This window comes from Hymenobacter yonginensis, from assembly GCF_027625995.1.
Lineage (GTDB): Bacteria > Bacteroidota > Bacteroidia > Cytophagales > Hymenobacteraceae > Hymenobacter > Hymenobacter yonginensis.
This window is the reverse complement of the sequence record NZ_CP115396.1, coordinates 3,913,958-3,930,854: the sequence shown is the minus strand read 5'-3', so window position 1 is coordinate 3,930,854 and position 16,897 is coordinate 3,913,958. Positions and strand designations below refer to the sequence as shown.

Below are 16,897 nucleotides of genomic sequence, written 5' to 3'. Positions count from 1 at the left end.
AGTATTGAGTAGACAATACAGAGTAGTAAGTGTCTCATAAGGAGCAGTATGAGAGTGTTCCAGTATTTTCTACTGCTCACTACCCCATTCTTACTACTCATTACTCCCTACTAAATACTTCCTGACGTGCGCATGACTCCTGCTCCTGTTGCGGCAACCGGGCCGGCGCTTATCAGCATCATCATTCCTACATACAAGGAAGCCGGCCACATCGGGCCGCTGCTGCGCCACCTACACGAAGCTGCCGGAACCGATGAAGCGCTGGAGCTGCTGGTGATAGACGGCCACAGCCCCGATGCCACGGCCGCCGAAGCCGCCGCCGCCGGGGCCCAGGTGCTGCTGTGCCCACGCAAGGGCCGGGCCGCCCAGCTGAACTTCGGGGCCGCAGCTGCTACGGGCAGCATCCTGTATTTCCTGCACGCCGATACCTACCCGCCGGCCGGCTTTACCGCGCACATCCGGGCGGCGGTGGCGGGGGGCGCGGGCTGCGGCGGCTACCGCCTGCGCTTCGACCATCCCAGCTGGTTTCTGGCCCTGAATGCCTGGTTCACCCGCTTTCCGCAAGAGGTTTTCCGCTTCGGCGACCAGAGCCTGTTTGTGCGGCGCGACGTATTCGGGCAGGCTGGGGGCTACCGCGAGGATATGGTGGTGTTTGAGGATCAGGAAATTACGCGCCGCCTGCGCCAAGTGGCGCCGCTACGGGTGCTGCCGCACTACATCGTCACCTCAGCCCGCAAATACCGCGAAAACGGCGTGTGGCGGCTGCAGGGCATCTACTACCTCATCACGGCCATGTACCGCCTCGGCATGTCGCAGCAGCGCATGGTGCAGGTGTACCGAAAGTTGATCCGGCAGGATAAGGTGTGAGATTGGGTGATGAAGTGATGTGGGTTATGACGTGCTACTTTTCACCCCATCACCTCATCACCTCATTACTTGGTACGACGCCGCAGCGGGTTTTCAATCAGCTCATTGCCAGCGAAGTTCTGGCCGCCGGTGGCCTGGTACTGGCGGTAGCGCTCGGCTTCAATCTTGCGCCGGTCTACGAAGTAGAGGCCGCCGCGGAAGCCGCGCCGCCGCACCCAGTTGTTGATGAGGAAGGCGTGGGTTTTTTCGAGGCGGTTGGCGCCGCGGGTGGGCACGCCGTAGTCGCCCTGGAAGTAGAGGCCCGGCACTACGGGCTCCCGCACGATGCTGTGGGTGTCGCCGTGGCGCAGGCGCTCGGTGTCGGCCACCCAGTTGCCGTTGATGATGTTCACGGCCGGGTAAGGCGAGGGGTTGCCCCACATGACGCGGCGTTGGGCCCCATTCACGTTGGCAAACCACGGCAGGTGTGACATCACGAAAGCCGAGAAATAGGCGTATTCCACGGGGTCGTAGTTTCGCTCCCGGAATACCAGCGTCACTTCGCGGTGCTCCGTGCGGATCAGGCGGCGCAGCTCCCGGCGGAAGCGTGGGTCGGCGAGGTACTGCAGGGCTTCGGCGAAGTGGTTGAACAGCAGCGTGAGGCCGTTGTAGTGCACGGCGCCGTGCAGGTAGTTGATGGCGTGGGGCATGCGACGGCGCGTGCCGTGCGGAATCTCCGGCGTCGGCACCGATTTGCTGACCATCGTGGCCAGAAACTTGCCCACCTTGCCGGCGATGATGTCGTCGGGCTCCGGGGTGTAGTCGGGCTGGGCCCAGTTGGTGGCGGGCTCCGTCCGGAACACCACGTTGCGGGGCCACACGGCGCCCTGGCCGGCGGGCATCTGGCCTGTCACCCAGGGGTGCTCGGGGCCGAGCAGGCCGGCGGGCATCTTGTGCAGCGTGAGCAGGCGCATCACGTGCAGCGCCCCGCCGGTGTTGTGCAGCACGTTGCCGCGCACGATGTTCTGCACCAGAAACGCCCGTTCCTTCACCCAGGCCCGCTTGCGACGCGGGGCCGGCAGGGCCGCAGGATGGGGCAAATGGGGCCGCGGCAACACGTCGGCAGAGGCGTAGGAAGCAGGCATAACCAGGAAGTAAGGAGTAGAAAGTATAACCGCGGCCCCTGCTACACGAATCATGCCTCCGTTTCCGGTTCAGCCGCCACTCTGAAAATAAGTTGCTGTAAGCAAGGCTCTTTCAAGATAGTGACGATGTAGAGACGCCATACTTTGCGTCTCGTCGTTGCTGATGTAGTTCAGCCAGCGCGCTTCCAGTCGTTCAGCGACGAGACGCAAAGTATGGCGTCTCTACATCGGGCCGGCAGCTCCTAATACCCCCAAAAAAACAGCGCCGCCCTTGCAGGAGCGGCGCTGTGAGCAGCCTGAAAACCAGGTTGCTACTGGCGTACTACGCGCTGGCGGAGCACGGTGCCATTGAGGCGGGCCGTGAGGGTGTAGGTGCCAGCAGGGCACTGTGGGGCCAAGTCCAGTTGGCTGAGGCCAGCGGCTATGGGCTGGGTTTGCTGCCAGACCACCCGGCCCAGGGCGTCGGTGAGCGAGAAGGCTACCGGCGTGGCGGTGGGCGTGGTTAGCTCCACGGTGAGGCGGCCGCTGAAGGCCGTAGGATAGGCGGCCAGCTGCGTGGCCTGGGCTTCCTGGAACGATACCGTAACAGGGCCGAAGTAGCTGGTTTTGCCGTCCTGGTCTTCCTGGCGCAGGCGGTAGTAGCGCAGGCCCTGCTTGTTGGCCTCACGATCTAGGAACTGGTAGGCGCGGGCCTGGGTGGATGGGCCCTCCTGGCCGGGCACGAAGCCCAGGCCCCGGAACTGCCGGCCATCGGTGCTCACTTCCACTTCGAAGCCGCGGTTGTTGACTTCGGAGGCCGTCGTCCAGGAAACCAGCGCCTGCTGGCCCTGGCGCACTGCCCGCAGCGAGGTCAGGCCCACCGGCAGCGGCCGTTGCACGTCGCCGAGGGTCCAGCGTGAGAAGCCATCCACGCCGTTGAGCTGGGCGTAGCCGGGGCCGCTGCTGCTGATGCCGCGCGGCTGCCAGTTCACCCCGGCGTCTGTTGATTTAAAGAAGCGCAGGTTGGCCGGCGCAATGCCGTTGAGCTCGTGCGTGAAATAGTGCATCACGAGGCTCAGGTTCAGGCCGCTGGGGGTGGCGGCTGTCACGTCGTAATAGCGCTTAATGCCTTGGTTGCCGTTAGAGCCGCTGGCGGCCGTGCCCGTCACGCGCAGCACGTCGGTTGCGCCGGGCAGCACGGAGCTGGCGGCGGGCGTCATTTCCAGGCCCAGGCCGCCAAACAGCTCAGTGTTGTTGGCCCGCACGGTGCGGCTGGCCAGCAGCCGGCCCAGCACGTAGCTCGCGTCCGACTCCGTGATGTTGGCCTGTTCCAGCAGCTCCAGCGTATGCGGGCCCGTGGCCAGAATGCCGCTCGTGAGCGTGAGCTGGCTGATGATGTCGGCATCGTTGGTGATGGTTTTGGTGCCGGCGCCGTTGATTTCCAGGTTGAAATACACGCCGCCGCTCACCAACTGCGGGCCGCTGCCGGTCAGCTTCACCAGGCCGCCCACGCTGGTAAACGTGCCGCCCTGGTTGTTCATGTCGCCTTTGATTTCCAGCGTGCCCGAGGTCTGGTTGTAGGTGCCCGAGGCGCTGTTCAGGAAGCTGCCGGTCACCAGCACGTCGCCGGCGTTTTTCAGCACGCCGTCGTTGCGCAGGTTGCCGGTCAGGGTCAGGATGCCGCCCGGCTCCACGTTCACAATCTGGCCGCTGGCCACCGTGAAGTTCACCAAATCCGTGTCGGTGCGCGAGTTGAGGCTGATGACGCCGCCCTGGCCGCTGTTGGTTACGTTCGTGACGTTGTTGCCGGCCACGGCGGTCAGGCCATCCTCCAGGCGCAGCGCCGTCAGAGGCTGGGTGGTGCTGGTGAGGCTCACGTTGCTCACCAGGTTGTTGCTGATGGTGGTGCTGATGCCGCTGCCGCAGCCCACCACGATGCCCCGGAACTCGGCGCTGGTGTTCACCCAGGTGCCGCCGCTGGCCGCCGCGGCGCGCCCCCCGATGCTGTTGCCGCTGATGACGTTGTTGTCGGACAGCGTGCCGGGCTCGAAGTCAATGGCCGTCTGCATCGACGTGGGCGTGGTGGCCTGGTCGTAGAAGAAGTCGTTGTTGGAGATGTTCCAGTTTGAGCCGTTGCCGCTCTGCACCTGCAGGCCGAAAGCCGTGAAGTTAGCCAGGTCGTTGTCGGTAATGCTGATGCTCTCGTTGAGCGCCTCCGGCACGATGTTGAAGGCGTAGATCAGCGTTTTGGGCAGCGCCGCCGAAGCGTTGGCAATCAGGTTGTCAATGAGCGTGTTACGGTCGTTGCCGGCCGTTGCCGCGTTGCCGATGGTGACCACGCCCAGGCCGGGCTGCTGGCAGCTGCCCAGCACGCGGGTCTGGCTGAGGCGGTTGTCGGCGGCATCGTCCTCAAACACCACCGTGGCCCGGCTGATGGCCGGCTGGCGCAGCGTGAGCGTGCGGGCGTTGGTGCCGTTGTGGCCGCTCACGACCACGTAGCGGCTGCCGGCCCCAAACGTGAGCGTGCCGGTAATTTCAGCCGCCACGCCGGCCGCCGGGCGGATGGTGATGGTATTGGTGGCGGTGCCGGCCTTATTGATCAGCACGTTTTCGGTGTAGCTGGCATCAAGCAGTTGAATTTCAATTGGCTGCGACAAGGTGGCCGGCACAGAGGCCAGAGCCTGCGCAATGGTGGCGTAGGAGCCGGCGGCTCCCACCGTCTTCACCACCGGGGCCGCGGCCCAGGCCGGCGCCGCTAGCAGCAACGAGCCGGCTACCATGCCCCACAGGCACTTCAGCGACGGGCCCGACATAGAAAGTAGTGTTCTTTTCATCCCTCTGATTGGTAAGCGAACATGACAGAAAACGTGTACCCCTCTTCGGCGCCCTGCTCCGGTCTGTTGCCGGGCTGCAGTCGGGCAGCCTACCCCGCCAGCCTGTGGCCGGCGTACCGCACAGTCCACACCCAACCCGGCAAGAGATGCGCTCAGCTACTGGCGCGTCTTTGCAAAGTTTAATTGAGTTGGTTCTGTTAGAATTTCGTGTTATATAATTCGTCAAATATAGAGGGGAAATTTATTTGCGCAAATTCGCCACAAATGAAATTTGTATTATCATTTCCGGTATTGTAGCTGAAGTAGGCTGTTTAAGCCATTAAAGCGTTAAAAATGACGTTTTGAAGTCGTTGTGATAGTTGTTTAGGTTTTATGTAATAGATTTTTTCAGGAAATGTATTTTGCTAAAGATGTTTATATGAGTGGGTAAAAAATGGTATTATGAATTGTTTTGATTTGGAAAAGGTGTAACGATGGGTAGGAATGGTGCAAAAATAATTCGTCCCGATAACCGATAAGTGCTATTGAGGAAATGACATGCGCCCCCGTCTGCCACCCACCAACGGCTGGGGCAGACGGGGGCGCGCCGCTGATTACACCGCCGCTAGGCGCGGCGGGCTATGGTATACGGCGCTTCGCGGTTGGGCACCAGCGTCAGCTCCAACGTGTCGAGGTTGAGGGCCGCCAAGTGGGCCAGCTCCGGGTTGTGGCGGTACACGCAGCCCGTGTCCAGCCCGATAGCGCCGGACCGGGCCTGCACGCGGCGCTGCACCTCGGCGGTGGGGGTGGGCACGTGGCCGTGCAGCAGGCGCCGGCCTTGCAGGCGCGAGGTATCCAGGGTAAACTGCTTGACATTGAGCATGGTGTGCCAGTCGTGGCGCATCTGGGCGGGTGGTAGCCGGAAGTCGTAGCCGGCGTGCACCAGCGTGAAGCCCGGAATATCGAGTTGGTGCGGCAGCTCGCTCAGCCAGCGCAGGTAGCGCGGCGCCAGGTCCTCGGGCCGCGCTATGCCGAAGCTGGCCAGTGTTTGCTGGCGGTCGGCGGCAGAGGCCCAGGTGAGCTGGTGCCGCCCCTGCGCCGCGTCGAGCAGCTCCTGGTCGTGGTTGCCGCGCAGGCAGTACATCTGGTAGCCGCGGGCGGTCAGCTGCATCAGGTAGTCGAGCACGCCGCGGCTGTCGGGGCCTTTGTTGACGTAGTCGCCCAGCAGATAGAGCTCGTCGGTGGGCTGCAGGTGCAGCGTGTGCTCCAGCAGGTGCCGGAAGGTGGCCAGGCAGCCGTGCAGGTCGGTAGAGGCGTAGCGGGCCATAGGGGTATCGGAAAAGCAGGAAGACGCAAAAAAGCACCTTTTCTGAAGGAAAAGGTGCTTTTCAGTGCTATCAATAAGTGCTGCGACTACTGCACGATGGCCGTGTCGGTGGCGTCGGGGTCGGTGAGGTCGGCGTTGGTACCCTGGCGGGCGAGGTCGGCGTTGGTGCCGGTGGGGCGCTCCATCTGGCCCATGCCTACCCGGGAGTCGGGGTCCGACATTTCATCGGGGCCGCTGCGGGCGTCGTCGCGGTCCAGCTCATCGGCGGGGCGGCGGGCTTCCAGATCTGAGTCTTCGTCGGCGGGCAGGTCTTGGTTGGGACGGTCGGGGCGGCCTTCGTCGGTGCTGCGCATGTTGTCGGGCGGCGAGCTGGTGCGGTCGGCGTTTTCGTTGACCGATACGGCCGAAATGCCCGCGCCGCTGTCGGTGCCGTAGCCTTCCTTGCCCTCCCGGTTGCCGAAGCCGCCGCGGGCATCCTCGTTCTTGGGTGGGTCGCCGCCAGGCGTGCGGTGGCCGGCCTTCATTTCCTGTTCGGTGGTATCGTCGTTGATGACGCGCACGGGGCGGTTGTTCGGGTCAGTAGCCATGGGAGGTCGGGGTGTTGAGGTGGGAGTCAGGTATAGCTAGGTGTACTGCGGTTCGCCGATATGGGTTTAGCTTTGGCCTGCCCGCTGCCCTAAAATATTCGCGCTTCCTCCCCGCACCTGCCATGCCCGCCGCCGACTTACCCGCCATTCGTTCCGTCGAGAGCCTGCTGCACCATCTGGAGGCTGGGGCGGCTGTGAAGTATCTGTATTTCTGGGGCCATACCGGGGCTGGCCGCGTCGGCAAGGAGGTGTTCAGCCAATGGTATCCGGCGCCTTTCGAGCTGGATGGCGACACCTACGCCACCGCCGAGCACTACATGATGGCCGAAAAAGCCCGCCTGTTTCAGGACGAAGCCACCCGCCAGGCCATTCTGGCTTCCTCCCATCCCGAACAGGCTAAAAAGCTGGGCTGCACCGTCCGCAACTTCGACGAAGCCCGCTGGAATGACGCCCGCTTCGCGGTGGTGGTGCGCGGCAATGCGGCCAAGTTCAGCCAGCATCCGGCGCTGCGGGCATTTCTGTTGGGCACGGGCGCCCGCGTGATGGTGGAGGCCAGCCCTGTAGACCCGGTATGGGGCATCGGGATGGCGCAGAGCCACCCGCAGGCCGCCAATCCGGCCAACTGGCGCGGCCTCAACCTGCTGGGCTTTGCGTTGATGGAAGTGCGGGCGCAGCTTGGATAGTGCCGGTTAGTTATAGTATTTAGGTTCCTGAATAATTCCTGCAATCAGTTTATATAAAGCCTTGCGTACCATGAAATTATCACCAGTTGCTGTTCTCTCTTTTCTCGTGCTGGGCTGTTCACATTCAGCTTCCTTCGATCAGGAAGTGTGGTTGCAAAATTCCGGTGTGGAAGACACGCGCAATCCCCGCGCCTACATGGTGCAGGATGTAATCAAAAACCATCTTCGTGCCGGCATGACACGGCAGCAGGTTGTCCAGAAGCTCGGGGCACCGTACAAGGAAGCAGCAACCTATTTGTTGCCCCCCACCATGGCCCTGCCTGATTCGCTGCGTGGGCCCGACTCGGTGACCCTGAGCGAAGACCAACAGAAGCAGCTTGACGCCCGCAGTAATCGGTTTTTTCGGACGTATGGCCAGCAGGTAAAGCTGCTGGAATATCCCGTTGGATGGTCTATTATTGATCCTCGCTTCCTGACGGTTGCTCTCACACCGGACGGTCGTGTGCTACGCAGCTGGGTAGAAGAGCATTAGGCTGAGTTACTCAGCCTGCCCTTCACTTTGTACTGCAACCCTCAACCCCCATGTGGACTGAATCCGATAGTCCCAACCTGCCACCCGGCTGGAGCTTCACGTACAAAGAGGTATCCAACGGTGTATATGTAGTTCGTTTGGAGTCCCGGCACGGCCTGGCAATCGAAATGACGGGCACGGATGTCGACGCAATACTGCGGCAAGCCATTGAAGCCACCACCGATATAGACCGGCAACTGACAGAGCTCAGAGCGAAGCACCCCAAGAAGCATTCTTCTGCCGTCAGACCGGGCAATACACCGAACCCTAATCTCCCAACCCCCATGTGGACCGAAACCGATAACACCCTGACCCGCACCTTCCGCTTCCCCGACTTCAAAGTGGCCTTCAGCTTCATGACCGACGTGGCCGAGGAAGCCGAGCACCAGCAGCATCACCCTTGGTGGAGCAACGAGTACAACGTGGTCAGCTTCCGCCTGCACACCCACGACGCCGGCAACACCGTCACCGACAAAGACCACGCCCTGGCCGCCGCCATCGACCAGCTGGCCGCCGAGTACGGCGGGCAGTAGCGCGAACTTTGTAGTTCGCGTCCCCACGCCATACCAACTGCCTGAACGGTGTGAGTGCGCGAACTACAAAGTTCGCGCTACTCGCAGCCCGCAACTCCGCTACCTTTGCGGCTATGGCTGACGCTCCCAAAACCCTGCTTTACCTCGTGCCCACGCCCATCGGCAACCTGGAGGATATCACCCTGCGGGCCATCCGGATTCTGGGCGAAGTGGATACGGTATTGGCCGAAGACACCCGCACCAGCGGCCGCCTGCTGCAGCACCTGGGCCTGAAAAAGCCCATGCTTAGCTACCACCTCCACAACGAGCACCAGCAGGTGCAGCGGCTGCTGGAGCGCCTGGAGCGCGGCGAAACCATGGCCCTGGTTTCCGACGCCGGCACGCCTGGCATTTCCGACCCCGGCTTTCTGCTGGTGCGCGAGTGCCTGGCCCGGGGCCTGCGGGTGGAGTGCCTGCCGGGCGCCACGGCCTTCGTGCCGGCGCTGCTCAAGTCGGGCTTCGGGGCCGAGCGGTTCACGTTCGAGGGCTTCCTGCCCGTGAAGAAGGGCCGCCAGACCCGCCTGCAGGAGCTGGCGCACGAGCACCGCACCATGATTTTCTACGAGTCGCCGCACCGGATTGTGAAGACGCTGGAGCAGCTGGCCGCCGTGCTGGGCCCCGAGCGCCCCGCCTCCGTGAGCCGCGAGCTAACCAAGCTGTTCGAGGAAACCGTGACGGCTCCGCTGGCCGAGCTGGCTGCCAACTTCGCCGCCCGCGCCGCCATCAAAGGCGAGATTGTGCTGGTGGTGCAGGGCCGCGAAAAGGAAGAACGCATCAAGCAAGACCGCTACGCAACCGACGACCGTGACGAATAACCCCACCCTGACTTCCGCCGAAACGGCCGCGCCCACCGCCGGCCGCCTGGCCTACTGGTTGCCCAGCCTGCTGGCGCTGCTGAGCGCGGCGCTGCTCTGGCTGGGCTGGCCGGTGCACCCCGGCCCGCTGGCGCTGGTGCTGCTGGTGACCTGGGTGCCATTTTTACGGATGGAGCAGCTGCTGGTGCAGCGCGGGGCCAGCGGCTGGAAGGTGTTTCGCTACGCCTACCTCAGTCTGCTGCTCTGGAACGCCTTCACCACCTACTGGGTGAGCTACAGCACGCTGGGCGGCGGCATCACGGCCGTGGTGCTTAATGCCCTGCTGATGAGCGCGCCCGTTATGGCGTTTTACCACACCAAGCGGCTGGCCGGTTCGGTGCTGGGCTATCTGTCGTTGCCGGTCTACTGGATTGCCTTCGAGCAGCTGCACCTGCACTGGGACCTCACCTGGCCCTGGCTCACGCTCGGCAACGGCTTCGCGCAGGCCAACTACCTGGTGCAGTGGTACGAGTACACCGGCTTCCTAGGCGGCTCCGTCTGGATGTGGGCCGTGAACATCCTAGCGTTTGGGGCGCTATATCGGCGTTCGGCCACGGATGGCCCGGCCCGGCGCTGGCTGGCTCCGCTGGTAGCTGCTCTGCTGCCCATCGGCCTGTCGTATTTCATCGGCAGCAACTACCAGGAAAAGGGTGCGGCCGCCGAGGTGGTGGTGATTCAGCCCAACGTAGATCCGTACCTGGAGAAGTTCAGCAGCACGCCCAACTTCATTCCCTACGACGAGCAACTCAGCCGCCTCATCCGCCTCACCGAGCAGCAGCTTACGCCCCAGACCAAGCTGGTGCTCTGGCCCGAAACGGCGCTGGAAGAACCGTATTTCGAACAGTCGTTTGATGCCAACCCTAAGATTCAGCGGGTGCGCAACTTTCTGGGGCAGCACCCTGGCCTGGAGCTGATTACGGGCATCACCAGCATCACGCAGTACCCTTCTAAGGAAACCGCCACGCCCACCGCCCGCTTCCGCGACGACCTCGGCTACTACGACGTATCGAACACGGCCGTGCACTTCCCGGGCGCTACGGGGGCCGTGACGTTCTACCACAAGTCCAGGCTGGTGCCGGGCGTGGAGAAGGTGCCGGTGGCGCTGGCCTCGCTCATCAACAACATCGACCTGGGTGGCTTCGTGGGCTCCTACGGCAGCCAAGACGAGCGCACCGTGTTCCAGACCGCCACGCCTGGCCTGCGCCTGGCACCCAGCATCTGCTACGAGTCGGTGTACGGCGACTTCATGGCTGAATATGTGAAGCGCGGCGCCACCCTCATCGGCATCATCACCAACGACGGCTGGTGGTCCGATTCGCCCGGCCACCAGCAGCACGTGCAGTACGCCACGTTGCGTGCCATCGAAACCCGCCGCGACGTAGCTCGTTCAGCTAACACGGGCATTTCGGCCTTCATCAACCAGAAAGGCGAGTTCCTGGCGCGCACCGCCTGGTGGACGCAGGACGCCCGCCGCTACACCGTGCACCTCAACACCGAGCAGACGTTCTACGTCCGCCACGGCGAGCTGATCGGGCCCGCCTGCCAGGTGCTGGCGGCGCTGCTGCTGGGTTTCACGGTGGTGCAGGGTGTGCGGCGCCGAAGTGTAGCATAGGCTTCAGCCTGTGCCGTCAGCCACCGCAACCCGTATGCGTTCTTCAGCGCCTTCCAAAAAGCCATTGCTGCTTCGGTAAGGTGCTTTTCTTTCAACTCAAGGCACAAGCTAAAGCTTATGCTACATTCTATGGATTACAACGAAATCAGCTTTCAGCTGGCGGCCGTCACGCGGCACGCCGGGCAGTTCATCCGCCAGGAGGCGGCTACTTTTCACCGCGGCCAGATTGAGAGCAAAGGCGTCCACGACCTGGTGTCGTACGTGGACAAGGAAACCGAGAAGCTGCTGGTAGCGGGCCTGCGCGAGGTGTTGCCCGAGGCCGGCTTCATCACCGAGGAAGGCACCGAAGGCGCCGACCGCGCCGAGGAGTTCAACTGGATTATCGACCCGCTCGACGGCACCACCAACTTCGTGCACGGCCTGCCTGTGTACTCCGTGAGCGTGGGGTTGATCCGGGGGCAGGAGCTGGTGGCGGGCGTGGTGTACGAAGTGGTGCGCGACGAGTGCTTCCGGGCCGCCAAAGGCGCCGGCGCCTTCTGCAACGAGCTGCCCATCCACGTCAGCGACGTGCCCGACCTCAACAGCTCGCTCATTGCCACCGGCTTCCCCTACACCGACTTCGGGCTGATGGACGACTACCTGCAGGTGCTGGGCGCGTTTATGCGCAAGTCGCACGGCGTGCGGCGGCTGGGCTCGGCGGCCGTGGATCTGGCCTACGTGGCGGCCGGCCGCTTCGAGGGCTTCTTCGAGTTCAACCTCAACTCCTACGACGTATCGGCCGGCTTGCTGCTTGTGACCGAGGCCGGCGGCCGCACCACCGAGTTTCTGCAGGATGGCGACCCGCTGTTTGGGCGGCAAGTGCTGGCCTCCAACGGCCACGTGCACCAGGAAATGCAGGACACCATCCGGGAGTTCTGGAAGTAGCCTGACAGTTCGCACACATGCAAAGGGGCCGACTCCACGTGGAGTCGGCCCCTTTGCATGTGCCCAGATTCCAGCTTACGGCATGCTGTACTTGCTCTTGAACTTGCGGTTCAGGTAGAGCTGCTTGTTCTCGGAGCTGAACGCGCGGCCGTCGATGTAGGCGTGGGTGACGTTGTTGGTGCGCATGTCCAGCAGGTCGCCGCTGCTTACCACCAGAGTGGCGCTTTTGCCGGTTTCCAGGCTGCCGTAGTCTTTGTCGATGCCCAGGATGCGGGCGGGGCTGAGCGTGACGGCCGTCAGGGCCTGCTCCTGGGTGAGGCCGAAGCCAGCCGAGGTGCCCGCAATGAAGGCCAGGTTGCGCGAGCCGGCCGTTTCCATGCTGCCTTCATAATCAAGGCAGTAGCGGATGCCGGCCTGCTGCAGGATGCTGGGCAGCCGGTAGGGCAGGTCGTAGTCGTCGCCGGGGCGGCGGGGCAGGGCGTGGGTGCGCGAGAGCACCACGGCAATGTCGTGCTGCTTCAGGAAGTCCAGCATCATCCAAGCGTCGCGGGCGCCTACCACGGCCACCTTCTGCGCGCCCAGCCGCTTGGCGAAGCTCACCGCTTCCACTATTTCCTTGCCGTAGTCGGCGTGGATGAACAGGGTTTTGGAGCCGTCGAAAATGCCGCTCAGTGCCGACAGCCGCAGGTTTTCGCGGTGGCCGGCCGGCAGGCTCTTGTAGGCGGCGGCTTCGGTGAGCATGGCTTCCAGGTCGCGCAGCTGGGTCTGGCGCTCTTTGGTGCGGCGCTCCACCGCCTTTTCGTCTTCGGCGGGGTTGAGCTTGAGCACCATGGCCGGCCAGTTCAGGTGCAGGCCGTCGTCGGGGCGCACGGCGGCGTCCTGCCAGTTCCAAGCATCGAGCTGCACAATGCTGCTCTGGCCCGACAGCATCCCGCCGCGGGGCGTAATCTGGGCCAGCAGCACGCCGTTGGTGCGCACCGTCGGGATGATGTCGGAGTCGGTGTTGTAGGCAATCAGGGAGCGGACGTTGGGGTTCATCTGGCCCACTTCCTGCTCGTCCACCGTCGCCCGGATGGATTCCACTTCGGTGAGGCCCAGCGTGGTGTTGGGCAGAATCAGCCCGGGGTACACTTCTTGCCCTTTCACGTCAATCACCTCGTAGCCGGCGCGCTGCGCGAAGCCGCTTTGGGCGCCCGCGTAGGTGATGCGGCCTTTGTCGAAGGCCACGGCGGCGTCGGGCACCACCGTGCCATTGCCCACGTGCAGGTTGCCGCCCACCAGCAGAATCGGCTTGCTTTGGGCCGGGGCCGGCATGGGTACCTGCGCGGCAGCCGTGAGAGCCGTCAGCAGGGGTAAGCAGAACAGTAGTTGTTTCATTGTTGCTGAAGTTTCTGGTAGTCCAGCGCCCTTCTAAGTGGCGCGGTGGAGTTAATCGTTCTGTTCTACTGGTCCAGCTCTTTTTCCTCGCCGTCGGTGTCGCAGTGAAAGTGGCCGGTGGGTTTGGCGGTGGCCGTTTGGGTGGGCGCGCCGCCTTTCTTGGCCGCCAGCATTTTCTGCACAATGCGCAGCCGCTCCCGCTCCATGTCCTGGCGCAGCACCTTATCCGACTCCAGGTCGAAGAACTGGCGGCCATCCACGAAGGTGCGCTCGGCGTGGGAGTACACGCTCAGCGGGTGGCCACTCCACAGCACCACATCGGCATCTTTGCCTTCCCGGATGCTGCCCATCTGCTGGTCCAGGTGCAGCATGCGGGCCGGGTTGATGGTCACCAGCTTCAGCGCTTCCTCTTCCGACAGCCCGCCGTACTTCACCGTTTTGGCGGCTTCCTGGTTGAGGCGGCGGCTCATTTCGGCGTCGTCGGAGTTGATGGCCACGTTCAGGCCGGCATCGTGCATGATGGCGGCGTTGTAGGGAATAGCGTCGCGCACCTCGTTTTTGTAGCCCCACCAGTCGGCGAAGGTGCTGGCGGCGGCGCCGTGGGCCTTCATCTTGTCGGCCACTTTGTAGCCTTCCAGAATATGGGTGAACGTGTTCACCTTGAAGCCCATCCGGTCGGCCACGCTCAGCAGCATGTTGATTTCGCTCTGCACGTAGCTGTGGCAGGTGATGAAGCGCTTGTTGTTGAGGATTTCCACCAGCGCGTCCAGCTCCAGGTCGCGCCGCGGAGCTTCGGTTTTCTTCTGCTTGCCTTTGCCGAGCTTGTTGTAGGCGGCCCACTCCTTTTCGTACTCCCGGGCCCGCGTAAAGGCATCCACAAACACCTGCTCCACGCCCATGCGCGACTGCGGGAAGCGCAGCACGTTGGCCTCGCCGGCATTCGACTGCTTCACGTTTTCGCCGAGCGCGAACTTGATGAACCCATCGGCGCCGGCCACTTTCAGGTCTTCAGGCGCCGCGCCCCAGCGCATCTTAATCAGCTGCGACTGGCCCCCAATGGGGTTGGCCGAGCCGTGCAGCAGCTGCGCCGCCGTCACGCCGCCGGCCAGGTCGCGGTACAGGTCCACGTCCTCGGGGTCGAGCACGTCGCCGATGCGCACCTCCGCCGTTACGGCCTGGGTGCCTTCGTTTACGCCCCCGATAATGCCGATGTGGGAGTGCTCATCAATAATGCCCGGCGTGAGGTGCTTGCCGGTGCCGTCCACCACGCGGGCGTCTTTGGCGGTCAGGCTCTTACCGATTTTCGAGATTTTGCCGCCCACCAGCAGCACGTCGGTGTTTTCCAGCTTGCCCGCGGCCTCACTGGTCCAGACCGTGGCGTTTTTGATCAGCACTGTCTCCTGCGGCGGAATGGCTGGGCGGCCGTACGCCGCAAACGGGTACAGAATGGCCCCGAGCTGCACCGGCTCCGGCGCCTTCGCCGAGTCGCGCCGGGCGGCGCGGCTGGCGGCTTCCTGGCGGCGGGCGGTCCACTTCACCAGCGCCGCGTCAGGCAGCTGGCCGTCGCCCTGAAACACGCGGGTTTCGGGGGTGTAGTAGCCGCTCAGGCGGATGACCTCCGCCTTTTTATCCTTGCCGGCCGGAAACACGATGGTCGCCAGCTCGCCATTCACGCTAATGCTGCCTTTCAGGGTGTCTCCCGGCGCTAGCACCGCTTTCAGCTGGGGCGCTTCCGGCTTGCCTTCCACGAGGAGCGCCATATCCGCAGAAAGCTTGAACTCATTGTTCTTCACCTTTTCGGCCGTAACCAGCTGCAGCGTGTACACGCCGCGGTAGTCGGCGGGCAGGGTGCTGAACTGGTACCGCTCGCCCTGGATCCAGTTGTCGAGCAGTACGTTGTCTTCGGCAAACAGGCGGGTGGAGCACACCAGGAAGTTGGCGGTCAGGCCGGGTTTCAGGCTGCCTACTTTGTCCTGGGCCTTGATCAGCTCGGCAGGCGTGGCCGTGAGGGCGCGCAACGCCTGCTCCTCGGTAAGGCCGTATTGGATGGCCTTGCGCAGGTTGGGCAGAAACTTCTTTTTGTCTTTCAGATCAGCGGCCGACAGCGCGAAGGGCACGCCGGCTTTGGCCAGCAGCGCGGCGTTGGCGGGCGCCATTTCCCAGTGCTTCAGCTCTTCCAGCGAAATGCGGGAGGCGTCGTACACGTCGTCCACGTTGTAGGCGTCGGGGAAGTTGAGGCTCACCACGAACGAGGCGCCGGTGGCCTTGATGTCGGTCAGGCGCTGGTATTCGTCGCCGCGGCTTTTGATGATGTACTGAGTTTTGAACTCGTCGCCGAGCTTGTCGGCCCGCAGCGCGTTCAGCTTGTCGCTCACCTCAAATATCTGCGGCAGACTGCGCTGCTCCTGCCACGCCCTGAGCGACAGGTTTTGCTCTTTGCCGGGGTTGCGCTGGTTCCAGTCGGCGTCCAGAAACGTCTGGCGCAGCAGCGCAATGCTGCCCATCAGCGAGCCGGGGTAGTTCTGGGTGCTGCTGCCCTTGTCGAAGGAGTAGCCGGCGGCGGCGCGTTCCAGCAGCAGCACCTCGTTTTCGCGGTGGCCGGCGGTGGCCAGCGTCACCAGCGCCGCCGTGCCGCGCGCAATGCCGTCGGGCTGCTGCGTCAGCACCGCCCCGAAGCCCAGGCGGCGGTACACGTCGGCCTGCTCGTCGTTCACCTTGAAGTCCTGCGCCGCCTGGGTTTCCGGATGAATGGCCTGGTTCCAGTCGTAGGCGCCGGTTTTTTTGGTTTCGAACTGCGGCGGTGGGCGGCGGCCGGTGCGCTCGGGCGGCTTCACTTCGGGCAGGCCGTAGCTGGCGGCCAGATCCACGAAGCCGGGGTAGATGTACTTGCCCTTCAGGTCCTGCACCACCGCGCCGGCCGGAATCTTCAGGTTCGGCCCCACGGCTTCCACCTTGCCGTCGCGCACCAGCAGGGTAGCGTCGGTGAGCTTGGTTTTGTAGTCGGTGAAGATGGTGGCGTGGGTGAAGGCGTAGAGGCCCGGCCGCTGGTCGTAGACGCCGTTGCGCGGGTAGGTGGTGGGCTGGGCGTAGGCCCCCAGGCCGCCCAGCAGCAGCCCGCCCGCCAGCGTAAATCGAAGAGTAGAAGTTTGCATGCAGATGGTAGGGTGAAAGGCCGCACGAACATTGCCAAATGGCCGGCCGGCGTTCAGCTGGAGAAGACCAACTCTTGGCTAAAGTACAGCCAGATGCCAGATCATCAAGTAAAAGCGGAAATCTTACCAGACCCCGGCAAAACAGGCCCCCAACCCGCGCCGGACGTTGCCGCCCGCAGGCTGGCGGCGCCCGCGGCAGCTCGTCTTCCGCTCACACCAAACTTTTACTGCGGCATCGTAGTTTTGCGGGTACTATGTGGATGCAAACTCTCATCATCGGGCTGCTCTTTGCGGCGGCGGCGTTCTACGTAGGCCGGCTGTTCTGGCGGGCCTTCTTCGCCAAGAGTGCGGGCGGCTGCGCCAAAGGCTGCGGCGGCGCCTGCTCTGCTATTGATGTCGACCGGCTGCAGCGCACCATCGAGCTGGCGGCCTCCCGCCCCGACGCTGGAAAGTAG

Annotated in this window: 14 protein-coding genes; 8 read left to right on the top strand and 6 right to left on the bottom strand. The window is 63.5% G+C overall.

Annotated features, from left to right (window positions below; all coding sequences use genetic code 11):
• Positions 1–132 precede the first annotated feature (132 nt).
• The gene (locus tag O9Z63_RS16990) at positions 133–867 is read left to right on the top strand and encodes a TIGR04283 family arsenosugar biosynthesis glycosyltransferase (protein WP_270126557.1); all 735 of its coding nucleotides are present in this window, start codon (positions 133–135) and stop codon (positions 865–867) included.
• A 65-nt stretch (positions 868–932) separates the two neighbouring features.
• On the opposite strand, the gene O9Z63_RS16985 is transcribed toward O9Z63_RS16990, so the two are convergent.
• The 4 genes from O9Z63_RS16985 to O9Z63_RS16970 form a co-directional block, all read right to left on the bottom strand.
• Positions 933–1,991, bottom strand: coding sequence for a hypothetical protein (locus O9Z63_RS16985; RefSeq protein WP_270126556.1), 1,059 nt, complete (start codon positions 1,989–1,991; stop codon positions 933–935).
• 311 nt (positions 1,992–2,302) lie between these two features.
• On the bottom strand, positions 2,303–4,804 hold the full coding sequence (locus O9Z63_RS16980) for a T9SS type A sorting domain-containing protein (RefSeq protein ID WP_270126554.1): 2,502 nt from the start codon (positions 4,802–4,804) through the stop codon (positions 2,303–2,305).
• A 604-nt stretch (positions 4,805–5,408) separates the two neighbouring features.
• Positions 5,409–6,110, bottom strand: coding sequence for a metallophosphoesterase family protein (locus O9Z63_RS16975; RefSeq protein WP_270126552.1), 702 nt, complete (start codon positions 6,108–6,110; stop codon positions 5,409–5,411).
• An 86-nt stretch (positions 6,111–6,196) separates the two neighbouring features.
• Positions 6,197–6,697, bottom strand: coding sequence for a hypothetical protein (locus tag O9Z63_RS16970; protein WP_270126550.1), 501 nt, complete (start codon positions 6,695–6,697; stop codon positions 6,197–6,199).
• Positions 6,698–6,819: 122 nt separating this feature from the next.
• Between O9Z63_RS16970 and O9Z63_RS16965 the strand changes: the two genes are divergently transcribed.
• From O9Z63_RS16965 to O9Z63_RS16940, 6 genes are all read left to right on the top strand, one after another.
• Positions 6,820–7,380 (top strand): NADAR family protein, encoded by a 561-nt coding sequence (locus O9Z63_RS16965; protein ID WP_270126548.1) that lies wholly within the window; start codon positions 6,820–6,822, stop codon positions 7,378–7,380.
• Positions 7,381–7,450: 70 nt separating this feature from the next.
• Entirely contained in the window at positions 7,451–7,912 is a 462-nt protein-coding gene (locus O9Z63_RS16960) for a hypothetical protein (RefSeq protein ID WP_270126546.1), read from the top strand.
• Positions 7,913–8,235: 323 nt separating this feature from the next.
• The gene (locus O9Z63_RS16955; RefSeq protein ID WP_044015246.1) at positions 8,236–8,484 is read left to right on the top strand and encodes a 4a-hydroxytetrahydrobiopterin dehydratase; all 249 of its coding nucleotides are present in this window, start codon (positions 8,236–8,238) and stop codon (positions 8,482–8,484) included.
• Positions 8,485–8,597: 113 nt separating this feature from the next.
• Positions 8,598–9,338 (top strand): 16S rRNA (cytidine(1402)-2'-O)-methyltransferase, encoded by a 741-nt coding sequence (gene rsmI / locus O9Z63_RS16950; RefSeq protein WP_270126544.1) that lies wholly within the window; start codon positions 8,598–8,600, stop codon positions 9,336–9,338.
• Entirely contained in the window at positions 9,328–10,989 is a 1,662-nt protein-coding gene (gene lnt / locus O9Z63_RS16945; protein WP_270126543.1) for an apolipoprotein N-acyltransferase, read from the top strand. The genes rsmI and lnt overlap by 11 nt, the downstream gene beginning before the upstream one ends.
• Positions 10,990–11,118: 129 nt before the next feature.
• On the top strand, positions 11,119–11,913 hold the full coding sequence (locus O9Z63_RS16940) for an inositol monophosphatase family protein (protein ID WP_270126541.1): 795 nt from the start codon (positions 11,119–11,121) through the stop codon (positions 11,911–11,913).
• Between the two features lie 75 nt (positions 11,914–11,988).
• On the opposite strand, the gene O9Z63_RS16935 is transcribed toward O9Z63_RS16940, so the two are convergent.
• Complete coding sequence (locus tag O9Z63_RS16935; RefSeq protein WP_270126539.1) at positions 11,989–13,290, bottom strand: amidohydrolase family protein; 1,302 nt, start codon at positions 13,288–13,290, stop codon at positions 11,989–11,991.
• Between the two features lie 65 nt (positions 13,291–13,355).
• Positions 13,356–16,442, bottom strand: a complete 3,087-nt coding sequence (locus O9Z63_RS16930) for an amidohydrolase family protein (protein WP_270126537.1) — start codon at positions 16,440–16,442, stop codon at positions 13,356–13,358.
• Positions 16,443–16,696: 254 nt separating this feature from the next.
• On the opposite strand from O9Z63_RS16930, the gene O9Z63_RS16925 reads away from it, so the two are divergent.
• A complete protein-coding gene (locus tag O9Z63_RS16925) occupies positions 16,697–16,897 on the top strand; it encodes a FeoB-associated Cys-rich membrane protein (RefSeq protein WP_270126536.1) in 201 nt (66 codons plus the stop codon).